Here is a 16,605-nt window from a genome sequence, read left to right on the forward strand (position 1 = left end):
GCTCGTTTCAAATGAAACGAGTATTATTGTTTGTTGACGTTTTTGTTTGTTTAGTTTTCAAAGAACAATCATATAAGGTAATTTGGAGCGGGTGATGAGAATCGAACTCACAACATCAGCTTGGAAGGCTGAGGTTTTACCACTAAACTACACCCGCATATTTAATTTCGAATGGTCGAGAAGACAGGATTCGAACCTGCGACCCCTTGGTCCCAAACCAAGTGCTCTACCAAGCTGAGCTACTTCTCGTAATAATGGCGCGCCCGAAAGGAGTCGAACCCATAACCTTCTGATCCGTAGTCAGACGCTCTATCCAATTGAGCTACGGGCGCATCTTGTTAAAACCAACTTTTATAGTTTATCACACTTAACTTGGTTTGTCAAATCTTTTTTTGAATCTTTTTTGGTGCGGCCGAGAGGACTTGAACCTCCACGGGGTTGCCCCCACTAGGCCCTCAACCTAGCGCGTCTGCCATTCCGCCACGACCGCATTAAATCAGCGACAAAGATAATTGTATCAGATTACCGATTGCTTTTCAAGAGGAAATAAATGGTGCGGGTGAAGGGAGTCGAACCCCCACGCCTTGCGGCGCCAGATCCTAAGTCTGGTGCGTCTGCCAATTCCGCCACACCCGCATAATTTAAATGGTGAGCCATGAAGGACTCGAACCTTCGACCCTCTGATTAAAAGTCAGATGCTCTACCGACTGAGCTAATGGCTCATTTCATGTTCATGAGCTAATGGCCCAATAAAAGAAATGGCTGGGCTAGCTGGATTCGAACCAACGCATGACGGAGTCAAAGTCCGTTGCCTTACCGCTTGGCTATAGCCCAATAACAAAAAAATAATTAAGTGGCGGTCTGGACGGGACTCGAACCCGCGACCTCCTGCGTGACAGGCAGGCATTCTAACCAACTGAACTACCAGACCAATTAATTAAGAAATAGAAAATGAGCCTTTTGCTCATTCCCCATTTCTGATGACCCCTACGGGATTCGAACCCGTGTTACCGCCGTGAAAGGGCGGTGTCTTAACCGCTTGACCAAGGGGCCAAAATTTTATGGCGGAGAAGGAGGGATTTGAACCCTCGCGCCGGTTACCCGACCTACACCCTTAGCAGGGGCGCCTCTTCAGCCTCTTGAGTACTTCCCCAATATGGCTCCGCAGGTAGGACTCGAACCTACGACCGATCGGTTAACAGCCGATAGCTCTACCACTGAGCTACTGCGGAATAATTTTTATTGCCGACTACGTTAGGCGATTGCCCTGTCGACTCTTTACATTATAATGACGAACTAATATAAAGTCAATATGATTTTTCAATAAAGATTTTTTCCAAAATCTTACGTTACTCTAATATCACCTCTTGTATCTTCGCCAATTTCCCTTTGCATTTCCCGCATACATATCTACCGGTATTAATGCTTCTTTTTCTTTGATAGGATTGCTTGCATTTCGTACATTGATAGACAAGAATTTTTTTCAGAGGACGTTTTACTTTCCGTTCTGGGAGCTGATTGCAAAAACGAGGGGCCCCAACTTTTTTTAAAAGGGCTTTAAAGTCTTGATCACGGTGCTGATATCCTTTTCCTTCAAGATGAAGATGGTAATGGCATAGTTCGTGTTTAATAATCCCAATTAATTCTTTTTCTCCGAGCTGTTCTAAATACTTTTTGTTGATTTCAATATTATGTGTGCTTAAAAGATATCTGCCGCCAGTTGATTTTAACCTTAGATTAAAGGAAGCACGGTGCTTAAATGATTTTCCAAATGAGTTAATTGAGATTTTTTCTACCAATAACTGAAGACTTGAATCATCCACTTAAACTCCCCTCCCTTTCTCTTAGAACGTGACAACCTATTATAGCATATATTGTTTATACCCTTATTGAAGATTGCTTTTCGGGAGGTTTTAATTATGCCGACTTGGTTTCAAAACCAAATGAAAAGAGCTTTCTATGAAAAGAACCGCTACCAGATCAAGATGTTAAACCAGTGCTGGTTTTTTTACAGAAAAAAACACTGCTCGTAAAAGCAGTGTTTTCTCTTGAATTAAGATGGCTGGAGCATGGTTAGGGCAACCCTGCCTTTTTTCATATCAACGGAATCTACCCAAACAGTAACTACATCGCCAACAGATACGATATCTAATGGATGTTTTACAAATCGGTTGCTCAGTTTTGAAATATGAACAAGCCCGTCTTGTTTAACACCAATATCAACAAATGCACCGAAATCCACAACATTACGAACAGTACCTTGGAGCTCCATACCGGATTTTAGGTCTTCTAGTTTTAATACATCTTTTTTCAAGAGTGGACGAGGTAAGTCATCGCGCGGGTCTCTCTCAGGTCTCACCAAAGCATCGACGATATCTTTTAACGTTAATTCGCCAATCGACAATTCTTCAGAAACAGACTTTAGGTCAAGACCGCTTAATGCAGCTTTTAACTCTTCGGAACCTAAATCGTCCGTAGTAAAGCCCAGTTTTGCTAATAGTTTCTTTACCTCGTCATAGTTTTCCGGATGAATTCCTGTCCGGTCTAGCGGCTGTTTACCATCTATTACCCGTAAAAAGCCAATGGCCTGTTCATAGGTTTTCGCACCAAGGCGGGGCACTTTCTTCAACTGAATCCTGCTTGTGAATTTACCTGTCTCTTCTCTCATTTTGACAATATTGTTTGCAGCTGTTTTGTTAAGACCCGCAACATATTGTAAAAGAGAGGATGACGCGGTATTCACATTTACGCCTACCCGGTTAACCGCAGTTTCTACGACAAAATGCAACGATTCTGAAAGCCTTTTTTGTGACACATCATGCTGGTATTGGCCTACGCCGACTGATTTCGGGTCGATTTTTACCAATTCAGCTAATGGATCCTGCAAACGTCTTGCAATAGATACCGCGCTTCTTTCTTCAACCTGGAAATTCGGGAATTCTTCCCTTGCCAAGTCAGAGGCGGAGTAAACACTGGCGCCAGCTTCATTGACAATTAAATAGAAGATTTCTTCATCCATTTCTTTTAAAATATCAGCGACAAACTGTTCTGTTTCCCTTGATGCAGTACCGTTCCCGATTGCCGCCATTTCTACTTTATATTCACGCAAGATGTTAATAAACTTTTCTCGGGCTTCTTTTGCTTTGAAATCAGAAAGATGTGGATAGATCACATCAATTTTCAACACTTTTCCCGTTTCATCCACCACGGCTAATTTACAGCCTGTCCGGTAAGCCGGATCGACACCAATGACGACTTTTCCCTTCAATGGTGGCTGCAACAATAAATTACGCAGGTTCTCGGAAAAAATATGTATCGCTTGTTCCTCTGCTTTATCTGTTAACTCAGAGCGGATTTCACGCTCAATTGATGGTTGAATCAAGCGTTTGTAGCTGTCCTCTATTGCTTCTAATACGATTGGCGCTGCAGATGAGTTTGTCTTATGGATCCATTTTTTAAATAGATAAGACAGAATTAAGTCAGGATTTATTTTTACGGAGACTCGAAGAATGTCTTCTTTTTCGCCGCGATTTAAAGCTAATATTCGGTGAGGAACGATTTTGTTTACAGGCTCTTCGTACTCATAGTACATTTCATAAACGTTTTTCTCGTCCTTTTCTGCTTCTTTTACCGTAGAGGCAACTGTACCGGATTTGGTTGTTTCTTTACGAATCCATTTACGGCCTTCAGCATCATCAGATACCATTTCAGCGATGATGTCTTTAGCACCTGCGATAGCCTCTTCAATCGTTAGGACCTCTTTTTCCTCGGATAAAAACTCCCTTGCTTTCTCATCGATATTTTCATTCGAAAAAGTTAGCAGCCACTCGGCCAATGGCTCGAGACCTTTTTCTTTTGCGATGGTGGCCTTGGTTCGTCTTTTCTGTTTGTATGGACGATATAAGTCTTCTATCTCTTGAAGTTTTTCAGCCTTCGTTATATTCTGCTGGAGTTCATCGGTTAATTTACCCTGTTCAGCGATGATGCGGATAACTTCTTCTTTTCTTTGTTCAAGGTTTTGTATGTATTGCCAGCGTTCTAGGATATTGCGGATTTGTACTTCATCGAGAGCGCCGGTCATTTCTTTTCGGTAGCGTGCAATAAATGGTACTGTATTTCCTTCATTTAATAGAGATATAACATTTTTAACTTGCTTGTAGGGAATAGCAAGTTCGGTGGCAATTTTCCCTAACAACTGATCTTCTTTTATCATTGTTTCAGTCACAAGAATAGTCCTCCAATCTTTTTTCTTATTGTATCAAATTAGCAGGGTCGTTTCATTAAACGAGCGTTGCCCCCTTTTTTCATGACCGACTTTTTCATGGTTGCGGATATTTTGAAGTGCTCTCATCGACCGACACTCTTCTTTTTTCTTGTTCACGGGCTTTATGAACCGTCCTTATCGACCAGCTCTTGTTCACAGGCTTTATGAACCGTTCTTATCGACCGACACTCTTCCTTTTTCTTGTTCACGGGCTTTATGAACCGTTCTTATCGACCGGCTCTCCTCTTTTTTATTGTTCACAGGCTTTATGAATCGCTCTTATCGACCGCCGCTTCTCTTTTTTCTTGCTTACGGGCTTTATGAACCGCTTTTATCGACCGCCGCTTCTCTTTTTTCTTGCTCACGGGCTTTATGAATCGCCCAGAGTGACCACTACCTTCTTTTTTCGCCTTCACGGGCACTGTGTTCCGCTCAGAGTGACCGCAACACTCCTTTTTTCACCTTCACGGGCACTGTGTTCCGCTCAGAGTGACCGCTACCTTTCTTTTTTCACCTTCACGGGCACTGTGTTCCGCTCAGAGTGACCGCTACCTTTCTTTTTTCTCCTTCTCAGGCACTGTGAGGCCCACTTAAATTATTATAAAAAAAAGCAAGCCACGAAAGCTTGCTTCTAAGCAGTATTAAGTTTAAGGGCAGAATATGTATGAAAAAACGCTCTTTTAAAAGAGCGTTCATTTAACTAAAATTCGATGAGACCTAAGCTGACTTGCAAGGCTTCATCCACTTTTTCCATCATTTCGTCATCGAGATGGGTAATTTTATCGGTTAACCGCTGCTTATCAATTGTACGAATTTGCTCTAACAGAATGACCGAATCCCGTTCAAATCCGTAGCGCTTCGCATCAATTTCTACATGAGTTGGGAGCTTCGCTTTTTGTATTTGAGCTGTAATCGCTGCAACAATCACTGTGGGACTAAACCGATTCCCGATGTCGTTTTGGATGACAAGTACAGGACGGACGCCGCCTTGTTCTGAACCAACAACTGGGGATAGGTCCGCGAAATATACGTCACCACGCTTGACAATCAAAGGTTTATCCTCCGCTTACAAGACGTTCAACTGTATGTTCTGCCTCATATTCTGCTTGAAATGCTTCAGATGCAATTCGAAGATTAATCTTTGCCATTTCCATGTATCCTCGTCTCATGGACTCGCGAATTTGTCTCTTTTTACGTTCGCGTAAATACATTTTTGTTGCCTGGTAGATAAACTCGCTTCGGTTTACATTTTCTTGCTTTACGAAACCATCTAACTCAGTTAATAAGTGTTGCGGTAACTTCACTAAGATTTCCGTAGTTGCGCCAGTTTCAGACACAAACATACACCTCCACCATCACTACACACCATTTTTTATCTGTACCATATTTTATAATAACACTAAACGAGCCCAATTCATAGACTAAATATAATTCTACTGTATTATAAGCCAATAAAAGCCTCTTTTATGCATAAACAACCGCAATATCATAAATATGTTAAAATTTCTTTTTTTAACCCTGTTATTCATCGAGCAAGTAATTTTTTATCTCGACAATTTTACCGCCTTTTTTGTAAAGCCGCGGAACACGCCCTGCTACCATACAAGGGATTTCGTAATTAATCGTTTCCAATTTGGCAGCAATATCATTGATTGATATCGTTTGGTTACCGTCTGACCCGATTAACGTTACAATTGTTCCAACCGGAACCTCATAAGGAAGACGAATCATGCATTGATCCATACATATTCTCCCAACAATCGGCACCCGCTTCCCATCCACAAGAACTTCTTGGCCGGACAACTTACGAATCCAGCCGTCAGCATAACCGATGGGAATCGTTCCAATCCATTCATCTTTACCTGCTTCATACGTTGCCCCATAACTCACTTTATCGCCTTTTTGAAGCTTTTTCACATGGACAAGCCGGGCCTTTAATGAAAAGGCCTCTTCTAAAGAAAATGGAATTTCTTTTTCCATCTCAAGCGATGGTGTTAAGCCGTACATCGCAATCCCAAGACGCACTGCATTAAAGTAAGCTTTCGGAAAACGAATGGCAGCGGCACTATTGCTGGAGTGAACAAATTTCGGCCGTTTCGTTAACGCTGTCAGCACGTTTTCAAACGCAGCTAATTGCTGCTGAAAATAGGTTTGATCCAGTTCATCAGCAGTCGCAAAATGAGTATAGATTCCTTCCAAAAGAAACCCTGCCTCATTCAAAATCATTTGCTCCAATTCTTTTAACTCTTCGCCGGTGCGAATGCCAAGTCTCCCCATGCCCGTATCAACTTTTATATGAACGGTTAGCTTCTCATCGGCTTGCAAATGTTTTTTGGCCTCCTCAAGCCATTCTTTTTGGAAAACAGTGAGAGTGATCTGATTTTTTGCAGCCATTTGCACATCTTGTGGACGCGAGGCACCTAATACGAGAATGGGAGCTTGAATGCCTTTTTTTCGTAATGCGATGGCTTCATCCATAAATGCAACTGCTAAATAAGCAGCCCCTGCGGCCAAAGCGGTTTCAGCCACCTTAGCATCTCCATGTCCGTAAGCATTGGCTTTCACAACCGCGATGATATCAACCTCTTTAGGGAGTTGATTTTTAATGGAGGTAACATTTGCTTTTATACAATCTAAATCCACTTCAGCCCAAGTATCGCGATAAAAATGATCAAGACTTTCCATAATTCCACTTCCTAAAATGAGTTATCACATTATTATATATTACCATAAAAAAACAGGCTCTAGGATAGAGCCTGTAACGTAAGCGTTTATTTTACCGCATCGCCTTGAACAGATTGTGCAACATCAATTAATTCTTCTTTGGATAGGTTTTTCGAAGCAATCATGTAATCGACGCCATCATGTGACCAGGAGATTGAATGATCGGTTACTGCTCCGATAGTTAATCCTAAATCAACGATATCTCCTTCGACATAGGTAGGAGCTGTTGCTTCTTTTACCGTTACTTTTTCTTGGACGAGTGTAAATGATTTTTTGCCATCATAGGTGAGGACGACCCTTTTTCCATTTTTGATCTTCACTTCTTTTTCCCCGATTAACTTCGTTCCTTTAAGCTCAGCCGTTGGATACTTCACCGTGAAGGCCTTGTCGCCGCCGTCCGCCATGGCCGGTAAATGAAGCTGAGCGCGGGTCATGTTCTTCTTCATATCGAAAGCGTCCTTGTCGAAGCTGGCGTTAAATTTCACCTTGGAGAACTCCACTGTTACCAGAGCATTTCGATCAGGATCCATCACTTTGACAACAGCTGGTGATAAATCTTTTTTATTCAACTTAATTTCCTGGAATGGAAGCATACTATTGTTTTGATAACGGGTTTTCGTTTCAAATACATAGTAATCCTTTGTTGTCGAGAATTTAGCGCTTTTATCAGCGACAATATCCTTGATTAACGATTCATACAAGTAAGCTTGGCTGCTGTTTTGCGGCCAATCGCTTTGGAAGCGGAAGCTTTTATTTAGCGCAGGCGTTAAGACAAATACCCCTTGTTCATTACGCAAGATCATTTGGCTTTGATCCTTTTCGGCATTTTTCAAATTTACTCGATAAAAGGTAGGATCTTTATGCCAGATTTCAACGTTATAAACTTGAGAATCGGAGCCCATTTTTAATGTCATTTTGGCATTGACCTTATAACCGGACAGATCTCCCAGTTTACCATTTAGCTCCTTTACCACATCCTCTTGCGATTTAGAGCCACAGGCAGCAAGCATGAAGATGACCATCAGTCCCGTCATGAGCAGCAACAACTTTTTCCTCATTCCTTCAACCCCTTCTTGTCTCATTTCATATGATTATAAGAAGAGAAAGGCAGGGAATGCCCATAGCTGACCTTGTCTCTCCTATTTCCCTATGAATATATGAGACAACCTTTGGGTTTATGATAAGGAGATTGCCAAGCTGTTTAAAAAATATATCCTTATTCTTCTATCACCACTTGAGCAACTGCATAATCCCGACTGTGTGAAATAGATAAATGCGCTCTAATCTCAGGTTTAACGATAATAGGCTTACCAAATGAATCTGAAGCAATTTCGATATCTAAAAAGGATAACTCCTTGCCGATTCCAGTACCAAAGGCTTTGGAAAAAGCCTCTTTTGCAGCAAATCTTCCTGCTAGAAATTCAACTTTACGGCGTTCAGAGAGAGTTTCAAGCGAATCCTTTTCACGGGCAGTTAAAATCCTCTCCGCAAATTTCCCCTGTCTATTTAGCAATTCCTGAATCCTGGAAAGTTCAATAATATCAATGCCAATCCCTTTAATCATCGTTTCTCTTCCTTCTATTTAAATTCTTACTAGCATATTAGTGTACAAGATAGCAATTCTGTTTATGATGGTAATGAGAGGAGGTCATATAATGTTTACCAGAACCGAAAGCTTTCGTGAATTTATCCGCTTTTATCCGATTGTTTCTATTATTATTGCCATTCATGTAGGATTATATCTTTTAACTATTTTACCAATGTTTCCAAACGATTGGTTCTTCGAAAACCTTTCCGGCGTCAATCTTTATATTATGGAAGGGGAATATTGGAGACTGATTACACCGACATTCATGCACGGCAGTTTTTCACATATGCTGTTTAATAGTTTTTCGCTTGTGTTATTTGGGCCGGCCCTTGAGCGTATGCTTGGAACCGGAAGATTTATTTTCGTATATCTCGCCAGTGGACTCATCGCCAATCTAGCAACGCTGCTTCTTGAGCCGAAATCGTACATGCATGTTGGCTCAAGTGGTGCAATATTTGGACTGTTTGGATATTACATTGCGATTATTATTTTTCGGAAGCATATGCTTACAAAACAAAATTCTCAAATTATTATTACCATTTCTGTTGTCAGTGTGATCATGACCTTTTTACAGCCAAATATAAACATCACTGCCCATTTGTTTGGGCTGCTTGGCGGATTTTTACTTGGCGCCATTCCTTATTTTAATAAAAAAGATTTGGCGGATTCCATTTATGTAACGGCAAGCTGGGCTGGGAGCCAAAGAAAAAATTTGTCTTTTCAATCTCCTATAAAGCTTATTATTTGGGGAGCGATTATTATTATCGCCATTATTGTTTTCTTAGCGCAAAGGTAAAGGGATTGCCAACGAAGCTAAACCTCGGTGCAGTCCCCTTTTTTATTTCTTGAATACCATTCAAAGATTTTCTCTATATCACTTTTTTCTAAATCAATGACAGACCCGCCTCCAACACCGACTCCCGATTTAACATTGGCTTCGATGGTTCCTAGGTTTCGTTTCCGCTGAAAGGGGCTTTCCCTAGTTTCTAAGCTCTGAATTTTATTTTTCTTCATAAAAACGGTTGTTCGTTTTATAAACTGAAACCTCAGACTTAGCTGCTGCTCATTGAGAGCCCAGCCAGCAGCCTTGTATTTTAATATAGCCCAATTGGTTACAAGCGCTAATAAAATGAAAGAAAGCATACCCCATACTTTTAAAAAGATAAGCGAAATAAGGACAATGGGAATCACGAAGTACCAGGTGCGTAAAATATACCGCCACATCGCCCGTTTAGGGGCTGGGTTGAAAGAATTCGCAAAGATATAATCAGGTAAATGAGGCTCGATCATTGATTGAATTTGCTTCACTCTTACAATCGGCAAAAGAGTGACATTTGCACCTTCGAGATTCGCTATGGAACCGCCTGCACTTTCAATAGTGACAGTGCCATAACCGAGGAAGTGCCTGACAAGAGTTTCACTAACGCGGATAGCTTGTATGCGGTTCAAAGGAATGGTGATTTGTCTTTTTTCTAACAATCCCTGTGAAATGATGAAATCTTTTTCTGTTTTCATCACGGTAAAATTTGCATACCTCAGCATCGTCATGACCAGTGCGATCAGCCATGCAAGGAAAAACCCAAGAAACACGATGATGGCGATGATAAATAAATTATGTACCGCCCATTTTTCAAAACCGCCAAATAATCGTTGAAATGGAATGAGGTCGTCTAATTGCGAAAGCAACGCAAATACGGCAGATATCACAACTCCGATGCCGCCTGATGTTAATGATAGAATCATTAAATGGCCGAAAGAAATTTTAAAAACGGGCTGTCCTTCTTGAACAAACTGCGTCTCACTCGCTCCTCGATTTTTTGCGGCGGCTACATACTCTTTAATCAGCATAGCTTCTTCTTTGGAAATGGCCGAAAGGACTGCTTCGGCCTCCTCACCTCCACCGCCGCCAGCAGTTTCAATTTGCACCTTCACTAATCCAAATATTCGCTGCAAAATCCCTTCAGTCAAATCGATGCTTTGAATCCGTTCAAATGGAATATAACGTTTCTTGCGGATAAAGACTCCATGTTCAATCCGAAGTTCATCGTTTTCGAAACGAAAAGTAAACCTTAACCAGGATACTATCCCTGTTAATAAAATAATCAAAACAACGACTAACGTAATGACCAAAGAACCCGCTAAACCTTCCTTGCCATGCCGGCCAACAGAGATGATAAAGGCAATCCCAGGCAGGGTAAGACCTTTTAATCTCTTACCAGTTTGAATCACACTTGCTATTGGATGAAGCCGTTTCGGTTTAGACATCTTCTTCCGCCACCCTTGCCAATTTTGAAATAAAGAATCGCAATTCCTCTGCTTCGCTCTCTTCCAGGGCAGGAATCTCATGGGCCGTAGCGGCCGTATGAACAACCACAGAGGCAAGCTTATATTTTCGTAAAATTGGCCCCTGCACGGTATCCACATGCTGGACCCGAACCATCGGGACTAGCGTGCGGCTGATGATAAAAATTCCTTCTTGCAATTCAATTTCCTCTTCGCGCACCTCATATCGCCAGCGCTTCCATCTTAAAGCAGGAAATAGAATAATATGTAAAAAGGGAAAAATCACTCCAAGCACGATTAAGAGGACGGAAATCCAAAATGGCCAGTCGAAAATATGTATGAGGAAAAGGAATAAAGCGGTTATCGACCAGCCAATTGCTGACTTAATGATACCCGAGATGCGCCACACCTTTAGGGCTTTTGCAGAAATTCGTTTTTGCGGTTCAGAGAACACAGAACCCTCCCCTCCTCCTGAACTAACATCCCAATTAGTATACTCAAAAAAGCATGGATATAATATCCATGCTTTTTGTCTCAATGGTTAAAGCTTCTTGGCTTTGATGATTTACCGCCAGTTCTTTTTTCACCAGTTCTTGGCTTTACCGGTGCTTTTTTTCGGCGATCCGAGCTATAGCCGCGTGAATCATCCTTGCGGCGGCGGTCACGATCATTATACGGCTTTCTTTCCCGTTTTTGCGGAAGAGGTGCTTCATCTGTTAATTTAACTGGAGTTGTATCCGGTTCTTTTGTTAACATCTTCAGTACTGCGGCAACAACTGTTGTTGCATCATTTGCTTCTAACAATTCATCTGCAGCAGCTTTGTAATAATGAAGATTGTTGGACTCAATTGTTTGCGTGATCTTGTCAACAACTGCACGTTGTTGGCCTTCTAACGCTTCATCAAGAGTTGGTGCCTTCATTCTTTCCATTTTGCGTTTCGTTGTTTTTTCAACCACAGAAAGGTAAGACTTTTCACGTGGTGTAATGAATGTCATTGCTACGCCTGTTTTTCCGGCACGGCCAGTACGTCCAATACGGTGAACATAGCTTTCTGGATCCTGCGGAATATCGAAATTGTATACATGGGTAACGCCAGAGATATCAAGACCACGTGCTGCTACGTCTGTTGCGACAAGAACATCAATTGTTCCTTCTTTAAATTTACGAAGAACCTGCAGACGCTTTGCCTGGCTTAGGTCGCCATGAATACCTTCTGCCGTATAACCTCTTAGGTTCAATGCCTCAGATAATTCATCGACACGGCGTTTAGTACGTCCAAAAACAATCGCCAGCTCCGGTGATTGAATATCCAATAGTCTTGTTAACACATCAAATTTGTTTTTCTCTTGTGTTTCAAGATAGTACTGTTCAATTAATGGAACCGTCATTTCTTTCGTTTTCACACGAACAATCTGAGGGTCCTTCATGAATTTCTCAGCCATTCTTTGAATTGGTCCCGGCATTGTAGCTGAGAAAAGTAATGTTTGACGCTCAGCAGGTGTAGATGCAAGAATAGACTCAATATCTTCAATGAATCCCATATTTAACATTTCATCTGCTTCATCAAGAATAACTGTGTTAACAGTATCTAAGCGCATTGTCTTTCTGTTGATATGGTCTAACACACGTCCAGGAGTCCCAACAATAATGTGAGGAGCTTTCTTTAATGAACGGATTTGGCGTCCAATATCCTGTCCTCCATAAATTGGAAGCACGCGAACTCTTTTACCCGCTCCGATTTTATAAAGTTCCTCTGATACTTGAATCGCTAATTCCCGAGTTGGTGCAATAATAATCCCTTGGATCGCATCAGCAGTCGTATCAATTTTTTCAACCAATGGAATTCCAAATGCAGCGGTTTTACCAGTTCCTGTTTGAGCTTGGCCGATCAAGTCTTTATTTTCTAGGCTCAATGGAATCGTTTCTGCTTGGATTGGGGTCGCTTCCTCAAAACCCATTTTGAGGACAGCTTTTAAAGTGGCCTGACTTAGGCCTAAGTCTTGAAACTTCGTCAATGTTTTCAATCTCCTTCATCTATATGAAAATATTTTATATCGTGCTGAATATTTTTTCCGATACGCATCAGTTACATCATTATTTTACCAAAAAAAAGACATTCTCCAAAGGAGTATGCCCTATTTTCATCGTTCTTTAGACACGTTGATGATAATCATACCATTTTCATTAGTATAATGCAATAAAGACAAATTCTATACATCCTTACTGCTTCATCAAAAAATCCAATACTTGGGAAAATAGGGCCTCTTTTTCCTCGCAATGACAAATATGATGTTTCGACTGTTTAATATACGTGAGTTTTTTTTGATTAGCACCAATCGTCTGATATAAGTATTCAGCACTTTTCGGCGGCACAATCCCGTCACACTCTCCTTGTGCGATTAAAGTCGGCGTCTGTACCTGATGCAGCATAGGTTTGATAAAGGAAACAAGACGACGGAATTGCAAGGTGGCCGCAAGTGGGGTTTCTGTTATTTTTCTTTTATAGCGCTGAAATAATTCATTCTTCTGTAAGTTTCCATTTACTGAATCCTTCAGGACAGAGAAAATATCAGCAGCCAATTGTTTAGGATTCACATAAAAGGCAGCCGCACTTAATAAAACAAGCTTGTCCACACGATATTGGGCTGCTAGAAAGCTGGCAATCATGCCGCCCATGGAAAAGCCAATCACATACACGGTATCACAAACTTCGATAAGACTTTTCAATTCTTCCTCGGCATGATGAATCCACTCGTCAAAGTGGATCCCTTTTAACGACCCCGACTCACCATGACCAGGCAGGGTCGGAACACTGAATATCCAATCCGTTCGCTCTTTCAAGTATTCTACAAGCGGTTCTACTTCATAAGGCGCACCCGTAAAACCATGAATACATAAACAGCCAATCATAATCGCTCACCTGCCGTTAATACCATTATTTACCTTGAAGAGCTGTGACGATTTCTTCTAATCTCATCCCTCTTGATGCCTTGATGAGCACCAATGTTTTATCGTTTACATACCGCTCTAATTCTTGAAGGAGCTCGCGTTTTTCAGAATAGGCAAAAACTCTTTCTTCGCCAAGCTTTTGGCTTGCCCCTTTGGCAATATGTCTGCCTAAGTTTCCATAGGTAAATAGAAAATCAATTTTATCGCTGCTTAAGCGTTCTCCAATTTGAAAATGATACTGCTCCTCTTCAGGCCCAAGCTCTAGCATGTCGCCAAGAACAAGGACTTTCCGCTCATAACCTTGAAGGTTTGCAACGAGTTCAATCGCTGCGAGCATTGATGTTGGACTGGCATTGTAAGCATCATTGATAATTTTTTCTCCGTGACTGCCTTCTACTAGCTCCATGCGCATATTTGTCAGTTTAATCCCTTTTAGCCCTTCATTTATTTTTTCAAAAGAGATTGAAAAATAACGGGCAATTAGCATCGATGCCAAAGCATTTAAAATATTATGAGTTCCTAACACGGGCAGTTCAAACCATCCATTTGCGGCATTAATGGAAAAACGGTTCCCCTGCTCCAGTTGAATAATTTCAGTTGGATAGAAATCATTTTCATCCGTTCTGCCAAACGTTTGAACTTGGATATTTCCTTTAAATTGTTGAATCCGTTCCATGAGCAGCGGCTCGTCACCATGCAGGACGGCGATGCCGCCATCTTGCAGGCCTTGGAGGATCTCAAGCTTAGCTTCGGCAATTCCTTCACGGGAGCCAAGGTCCAAAAGATGTGATTCCCCAATGTTTGTAATCACGACAGCATCAGGGCATGCGAGCTTCGTTAAAAATTCAATTTCTCCCCGGCCGCTCATCCCCATTTCCAAGACAGCAATTTCCGTGTCCTCATCCAAGCCTAAAACGGTTAACGGCAGACCAATATGGTTATTATAATTCCCTTCCGTTTTTTGAACTTTATATTGGGTTGATAAAATTCCCGCCGTCATATCTTTTGTGGTTGTTTTTCCGTTACTTCCCGTGATCCCTACGACTTTCACGGCTAGCTCTTTTCGGTACTTACGCGCTAATTCCTGTAAGGCTATCAGGCAGTCTTCGACAATCAAGATTGGCAAATGGGCCGGCGGATTCGGTACATCACTCTGCCAAAGGGCAGCAGCCGCTCCCTTATGGATAGCATCCTCCACATATTTATGTCCATCAGCCTGTTCTCCTTTAAACGGAACGAACAGGTTCCCTGCTCTTATTTTACGGGAATCAATTGAAACACCAGAAATAATGGTATTAGCAAACGAGGTGATATCATTTTTTGCAGAAACCATTTCAGCAACTTGCTGTAAAGAACGTTTTATCATTGTTGATACCCTCCTTTATTAATAAATGTAAATGGACACGGCAGTCCCGCCGTGTCACCTGTTGTTTTGATTAGAACGTGTATTTAATATTTTGTTTCTCAGCATGTCTTTCTTCTGCAAGATTTACAAGTCGTTCGATTAACTGCGGGTACTCGACCCCGGTGTGCTTCCACAATAGCGGGAACATACTGAATGGCGTAAAACCTGGCATTGTATTTACCTCATTAATTAGAACCTTGCCTTCTTTCGTTAAAAAGAAATCGGCGCGTACAAGACCGGAACAATCCAATGCTTTAAAGGCTCCGATGGCCATTTCCTTAATCTCAGCGTATTCCTCATCAGTAATATCGGCAGGAATAATTAGGGCTGTATCGCCATCCTCATACTTTGCCTTATAATCATAAAAGTCCGTTTTCGGCACAATTTCACCGGCAACCGAGACTTCAGGCTCGTCATTGCCGAGAACGCCCACCTCAATCTCACGGGCAATAACACCCTCTTCAATAATGACTTTGCGGTCAAATTGGAAGGCCTCAACGAACGCTGCCTCTAACTCAGTGCGGTTTCGGCATTTACTGATGCCGACACTCGAGCCAAGATTCGCCGGCTTCACAAAGCAAGGATAGCCAAGCTCTGTCTCCACCTTCGCATAAGACTCATCCTTCGCCTTCGCCCATTCACTTTTAATAAAAGCGACATAGTTTACTTGCGAGAGCCCAGCTTGCGCAAACACATTCTTCATTATCACCTTATCCATTCCAGCGGATGAAGCAAGAACCCCATTTCCGACGTACGGCAAGTTTAATAGTTCCAACAAGCCTTGCACTGTTCCATCTTCACCGTTAGGTCCATGCAGCAATGGAAAAATGACATCCAACGGTTCTCTTTCTTGTTTCTCCGCTTGGAAAAGGGACGGTGCCAAGGATAATGGCGACAATTGATTTCCTTGTGAGAATTCAAGTGCTTTGACATTTGCTGGCGGCTCACTTAACTGCGGTCCTTTAATCCACTGTCCGCTCGTGTTTATGTAAATAGGATGAATATCAAATTTTTCAAGGTCTAATGCTTTGATTACCGCTAATGCCGTCTGCAGGGAAACCTGATGTTCAGCGGATTTTCCTCCATATAACAAACCTAGTTTTGTTTTCATTCGAAACAAACCTCCATATTCTCATTCACGTATATTTTAACACTTTATTAATTAATAAAGGAAATGTGTAATATCCCATTTTATATGTTTTTCTCTATTGCTTAGTTTATGAACAATACTGCTTGCTTAAAAACAAATCATCATGAAAAATAGTCCCATGGCGGGACTATTTTTTAGCTATGTTAAATTTGGCTGTTGATTTCCGCTCCAGACGCTTCGCTTTCCGCGGGCGGTCCGGGGAGCCTCCTCGGCGCATATGCGCCTGCGGGGTCTCCCCTGC

General features: G+C 41.7%; 15 protein-coding genes and 11 tRNA genes. 2 read left to right on the forward strand and 24 right to left on the reverse strand.

Annotated elements, in window-relative coordinates; genetic code table 11:
* Nucleotides 1-83 precede the first annotated feature (83 nt).
* The 12 genes from ACIFOT_RS31585 to ACIFOT_RS31640 all read right to left on the reverse strand — a co-directional run bounded on the left by ACIFOT_RS31585 (nucleotide 84) and on the right by ACIFOT_RS31640 (nucleotide 1,823).
* Nucleotides 84-157 (reverse strand) — tRNA-Gly (locus ACIFOT_RS31585).
* 15 nt (nucleotides 158-172) lie between these two features.
* A tRNA-Pro gene (locus ACIFOT_RS31590) sits at nucleotides 173-249 on the reverse strand.
* Nucleotides 250-255: 6 nt separating this feature from the next.
* A tRNA-Arg gene (locus ACIFOT_RS31595) sits at nucleotides 256-332 on the reverse strand.
* Between the two features lie 72 nt (nucleotides 333-404).
* A tRNA-Leu gene (locus ACIFOT_RS31600) sits at nucleotides 405-490 on the reverse strand.
* 61 nt (nucleotides 491-551) lie between these two features.
* A tRNA-Leu gene (locus tag ACIFOT_RS31605) sits at nucleotides 552-636 on the reverse strand.
* 10 nt (nucleotides 637-646) lie between these two features.
* Nucleotides 647-722: transfer RNA gene (locus ACIFOT_RS31610), tRNA-Lys, on the reverse strand.
* Between the two features lie 37 nt (nucleotides 723-759).
* A tRNA-Gln gene (locus ACIFOT_RS31615) sits at nucleotides 760-834 on the reverse strand.
* A 20-nt stretch (nucleotides 835-854) separates the two neighbouring features.
* Nucleotides 855-931 (reverse strand) — tRNA-Asp (locus tag ACIFOT_RS31620).
* Nucleotides 932-981: 50 nt separating this feature from the next.
* A tRNA-Glu gene (locus ACIFOT_RS31625) sits at nucleotides 982-1,053 on the reverse strand.
* Nucleotides 1,054-1,062: 9 nt separating this feature from the next.
* Nucleotides 1,063-1,153: transfer RNA gene (locus ACIFOT_RS31630), tRNA-Ser, on the reverse strand.
* A 4-nt stretch (nucleotides 1,154-1,157) separates the two neighbouring features.
* A tRNA-Asn gene (locus tag ACIFOT_RS31635) sits at nucleotides 1,158-1,232 on the reverse strand.
* A gap of 117 nt (nucleotides 1,233-1,349) precedes the next feature.
* Nucleotides 1,350-1,823 carry a SprT family protein gene (locus ACIFOT_RS31640; RefSeq protein WP_430072783.1) on the reverse strand — a complete coding sequence of 158 codons (474 nt, stop codon included), beginning with the start codon at nucleotides 1,821-1,823 and terminating at the stop codon, nucleotides 1,350-1,352.
* 96 nt (nucleotides 1,824-1,919) lie between these two features.
* On the opposite strand from ACIFOT_RS31640, the gene cmpA reads away from it, so the two are divergent.
* A complete protein-coding gene (gene cmpA, locus ACIFOT_RS31645) occupies nucleotides 1,920-2,033 on the forward strand; it encodes a cortex morphogenetic protein CmpA (protein WP_223596335.1) in 114 nt (37 codons plus the stop codon).
* 20 nt (nucleotides 2,034-2,053) lie between these two features.
* Here the strand turns inward: cmpA and ACIFOT_RS31650 are convergent, their stop codons facing one another.
* The 6 genes from ACIFOT_RS31650 to acpS all read right to left on the reverse strand — a co-directional run bounded on the left by ACIFOT_RS31650 (nucleotide 2,054) and on the right by acpS (nucleotide 8,552).
* Nucleotides 2,054-4,213: a Tex family protein gene (locus ACIFOT_RS31650; protein ID WP_430072815.1), complete on the reverse strand. Its 2,160-nt coding sequence runs from the start codon at nucleotides 4,211-4,213 to the stop codon at nucleotides 2,054-2,056.
* A gap of 751 nt (nucleotides 4,214-4,964) precedes the next feature.
* Complete coding sequence (ndoA, locus tag ACIFOT_RS31655) at nucleotides 4,965-5,315, reverse strand: type II toxin-antitoxin system endoribonuclease NdoA (protein WP_007083556.1); 351 nt, start codon at nucleotides 5,313-5,315, stop codon at nucleotides 4,965-4,967.
* 4 nt (nucleotides 5,316-5,319) lie between these two features.
* Nucleotides 5,320-5,601: a CopG family ribbon-helix-helix protein gene (locus ACIFOT_RS31660; protein ID WP_223596333.1), complete on the reverse strand. Its 282-nt coding sequence runs from the start codon at nucleotides 5,599-5,601 to the stop codon at nucleotides 5,320-5,322.
* A gap of 184 nt (nucleotides 5,602-5,785) precedes the next feature.
* The gene (gene alr, locus ACIFOT_RS31665; RefSeq protein ID WP_430072788.1) at nucleotides 5,786-6,949 is read right to left on the reverse strand and encodes an alanine racemase; all 1,164 of its coding nucleotides are present in this window, start codon (nucleotides 6,947-6,949) and stop codon (nucleotides 5,786-5,788) included.
* Between the two features lie 86 nt (nucleotides 6,950-7,035).
* Nucleotides 7,036-8,046, reverse strand: a complete 1,011-nt coding sequence (locus ACIFOT_RS31670; RefSeq protein ID WP_430072791.1) for a LolA family protein — start codon at nucleotides 8,044-8,046, stop codon at nucleotides 7,036-7,038.
* Nucleotides 8,047-8,204: 158 nt separating this feature from the next.
* The gene (acpS, locus tag ACIFOT_RS31675; RefSeq protein WP_430072794.1) at nucleotides 8,205-8,552 is read right to left on the reverse strand and encodes a holo-ACP synthase; all 348 of its coding nucleotides are present in this window, start codon (nucleotides 8,550-8,552) and stop codon (nucleotides 8,205-8,207) included.
* A gap of 91 nt (nucleotides 8,553-8,643) precedes the next feature.
* Here acpS and ACIFOT_RS31680 point away from each other — a divergent pair, with 91 nt between their 5' ends.
* Nucleotides 8,644-9,372 (forward strand): rhomboid family intramembrane serine protease, encoded by a 729-nt coding sequence (locus ACIFOT_RS31680; RefSeq protein ID WP_430072797.1) that lies wholly within the window; start codon nucleotides 8,644-8,646, stop codon nucleotides 9,370-9,372.
* A gap of 17 nt (nucleotides 9,373-9,389) precedes the next feature.
* Here ACIFOT_RS31680 and ACIFOT_RS31685 read toward each other — a convergent pair whose 3' ends face one another.
* The 6 genes from ACIFOT_RS31685 to ACIFOT_RS31710 form a co-directional block, all read right to left on the reverse strand.
* Nucleotides 9,390-10,841 (reverse strand): PH domain-containing protein, encoded by a 1,452-nt coding sequence (locus tag ACIFOT_RS31685; protein ID WP_430072800.1) that lies wholly within the window; start codon nucleotides 10,839-10,841, stop codon nucleotides 9,390-9,392.
* Entirely contained in the window at nucleotides 10,834-11,313 is a 480-nt protein-coding gene (locus ACIFOT_RS31690) for a PH domain-containing protein (protein ID WP_430072803.1), read from the reverse strand. The genes ACIFOT_RS31685 and ACIFOT_RS31690 overlap by 8 nt, the downstream gene beginning before the upstream one ends.
* An 80-nt stretch (nucleotides 11,314-11,393) precedes the next feature.
* Nucleotides 11,394-12,818 (reverse strand): DEAD/DEAH box helicase, encoded by a 1,425-nt coding sequence (locus tag ACIFOT_RS31695; protein WP_430072817.1) that lies wholly within the window; start codon nucleotides 12,816-12,818, stop codon nucleotides 11,394-11,396.
* A 262-nt stretch (nucleotides 12,819-13,080) separates the two neighbouring features.
* Nucleotides 13,081-13,770, reverse strand: coding sequence for an alpha/beta hydrolase (locus ACIFOT_RS31700; RefSeq protein ID WP_430072806.1), 690 nt, complete (start codon nucleotides 13,768-13,770; stop codon nucleotides 13,081-13,083).
* A gap of 25 nt (nucleotides 13,771-13,795) precedes the next feature.
* On the reverse strand, nucleotides 13,796-15,175 hold the full coding sequence (locus ACIFOT_RS31705) for a UDP-N-acetylmuramoyl-tripeptide--D-alanyl-D-alanine ligase (protein ID WP_430072809.1): 1,380 nt from the start codon (nucleotides 15,173-15,175) through the stop codon (nucleotides 13,796-13,798).
* A gap of 70 nt (nucleotides 15,176-15,245) precedes the next feature.
* A complete protein-coding gene (locus tag ACIFOT_RS31710; protein WP_430072812.1) occupies nucleotides 15,246-16,325 on the reverse strand; it encodes a D-alanine--D-alanine ligase in 1,080 nt (359 codons plus the stop codon).
* Nucleotides 16,326-16,605: the final 280 nt, after the last annotated feature.

This window comes from Neobacillus sp. NRS-1170 (genome assembly GCF_050468025.1).